This window comes from Bacteroides timonensis, assembly GCF_000513195.1.
Lineage (GTDB): Bacteria > Bacteroidota > Bacteroidia > Bacteroidales > Bacteroidaceae > Bacteroides > Bacteroides timonensis.
The window spans coordinates 1-1,915 of sequence record NZ_CBVI010000160.1 but is presented as its reverse complement, the minus strand read 5'-3'; the positions used below and the strand labels follow the sequence as shown (position 1 = coordinate 1,915).

Genomic DNA, 1,915 nt, shown 5'->3' with positions numbered 1-1,915 from the left:
AATCGAGTAGGCAAAGGGAATTTCACCCTAAGCCTCTCACAGAACCGTACGTGAAAGTCTCCTCTCATACGGCTCTTCTTACTCAGCCAAACTGCGTAGTGCGTTACTTTCGTTTGCGATTTCTCTCACTTGCAGTAGGTTTGACACCCCAAGCCCAGTGTGCAAACAGATTAGGTTTCTGCAAAGCAATATCACCTAACCTATGTACAGTTGCAGTCTTGCGTTTTCTCAAACCTTTGAATTTCCTGCGACCCCAACGGACAAGCCTATCATTGACATGCTGAAGAACTTCTTTCAATATTCTGGGATTATGTTGCCCATAATAGTTTATCCACCCTTGAATGACAGGGTTGATTTCTTTCGCAATATCCTCCAATTCCATTGGAATCCAATGATTGGAATTCCAATTCTGAATGGCTTCCCATATCTTCGTCCTCGCTTTCTTACTGATTGCGGGAGAGAAATTCAGGAAAACTTCCCCGTTGGCATCTATCGAACGTCTTGGTCTGAATGTGTAGCCGAGAAAGTCGAATTGGATGCACTCATAGGGAATATCACGATGGTTCTTCTTGCAATAGACAATTTTCGTCTTGTCTTCGTTAAGTTCCAACTTGCACTCAGCAAACCGTTTCCTTATGGCACGTAGTATAAACTCTGCCTGTTTCAGACTTACGCAGTGGCATATCGTATCATCAGCATATCTTTCAAATGAAATGTTTGAGTGATTTCTCCTCATCCATTCATCGAAAACATAGTGCAGGAACAAGTTTGCCAAAATTGGACCGACTACCGAACCTTGCGGCACGCCCTTAGTCCTTTCTATCTGCGTTCCATCCTTCAACTGATAAGGAACGGACAACCAACGTTTGATATAAAGCATCGCCCACTTGCATTTTACATGCCGTTCAAGCGCCTTTATCAGGAGTTCATGGTCGATGTTATCAAAGAAACCTTTGATATCCAAGTCCAGTACCCAATGAAATGTATAAGAGCGTTCTCTCGCTTTTCTCACTGCATCAAGTGCAGACCTGTTCGGTCGATAAGCATAGGAATCCTCATGAAAATAAGGTTCTATGCTTGGCTCAATGGTCATTACGACTACCATTTGAGCCACACGGTCTCCTACCGTTGGTATGCCAAGAGGACGTTTACCACCATTGGATTTGGGTATTTCCACCAGCTTTACAGCAGGCGGAAGGTAGCTCCCCGAACTCATGCGATTCCATATCTTATAAAGATTATTCTTGAGGTTACCCTCAAAATCCTCAATGGAGATGGCATCCACACCAGCCGCTCCTTTGTTGGCTTTAACCCTCTTGTATGCTTCCATGACAAGATGTCTGGAAATTTCAAATGACTTTGCGTCTTTCATTAAATCCTCCTACTTTTAATAGTTGTTCAATTTAATTCGCTGAATAAGCTAACCCCTTTGCTCCACTCTCATTACAAGAGCTTCATCACTACTACGGGTTAGTCTGCCCCTATACAGAACATCGGTACTTTCGTCCTAACAGGGTCTCTGCTTGGATTTTTCCCTTACCATTTCCGTACAGGTTCCCACGTTCCTCGTAAGAGCCACCATGTAAATCGTGCCGCCTCTATACCGGATGCCGCCAAAGCAGTAAGCAGGTTTCCCTTTGGCTTATCCCGAACTAAGTATAGGAGTTCGGTTTTGACATCGTCTTGTGTATTTCGGTACCTCATCAACGGTTCATTTGCATTCACCTTTTACATGGACACCTGCCTGCCTTTTGACAGACTTTTCGAACATCGCTCACGACCATAGCTCTTTACTACAGCCGCATGTCGTGGTTTGAAACCTCCTCCTGTAAGGCGGTTCCGAGGGACCTACCCTCATCTCTTACGAAGCACCGAACTACCGTTATTCAGGCGATAGTTCGCTCGTGGCACACTA

Annotated in this window: 1 protein-coding gene; it reads right to left on the bottom strand. The window is 44.6% G+C overall.

Annotated elements, in window-relative coordinates; genetic code table 11:
• Positions 1–103: 103 nt before the first annotated feature.
• Positions 104–1,372, bottom strand: a complete 1,269-nt coding sequence (ltrA, locus tag BN161_RS26245) for a group II intron reverse transcriptase/maturase (RefSeq protein WP_044271954.1) — start codon at positions 1,370–1,372, stop codon at positions 104–106.
• Between the last annotated feature and the right edge of the window lie 543 nt (positions 1,373–1,915).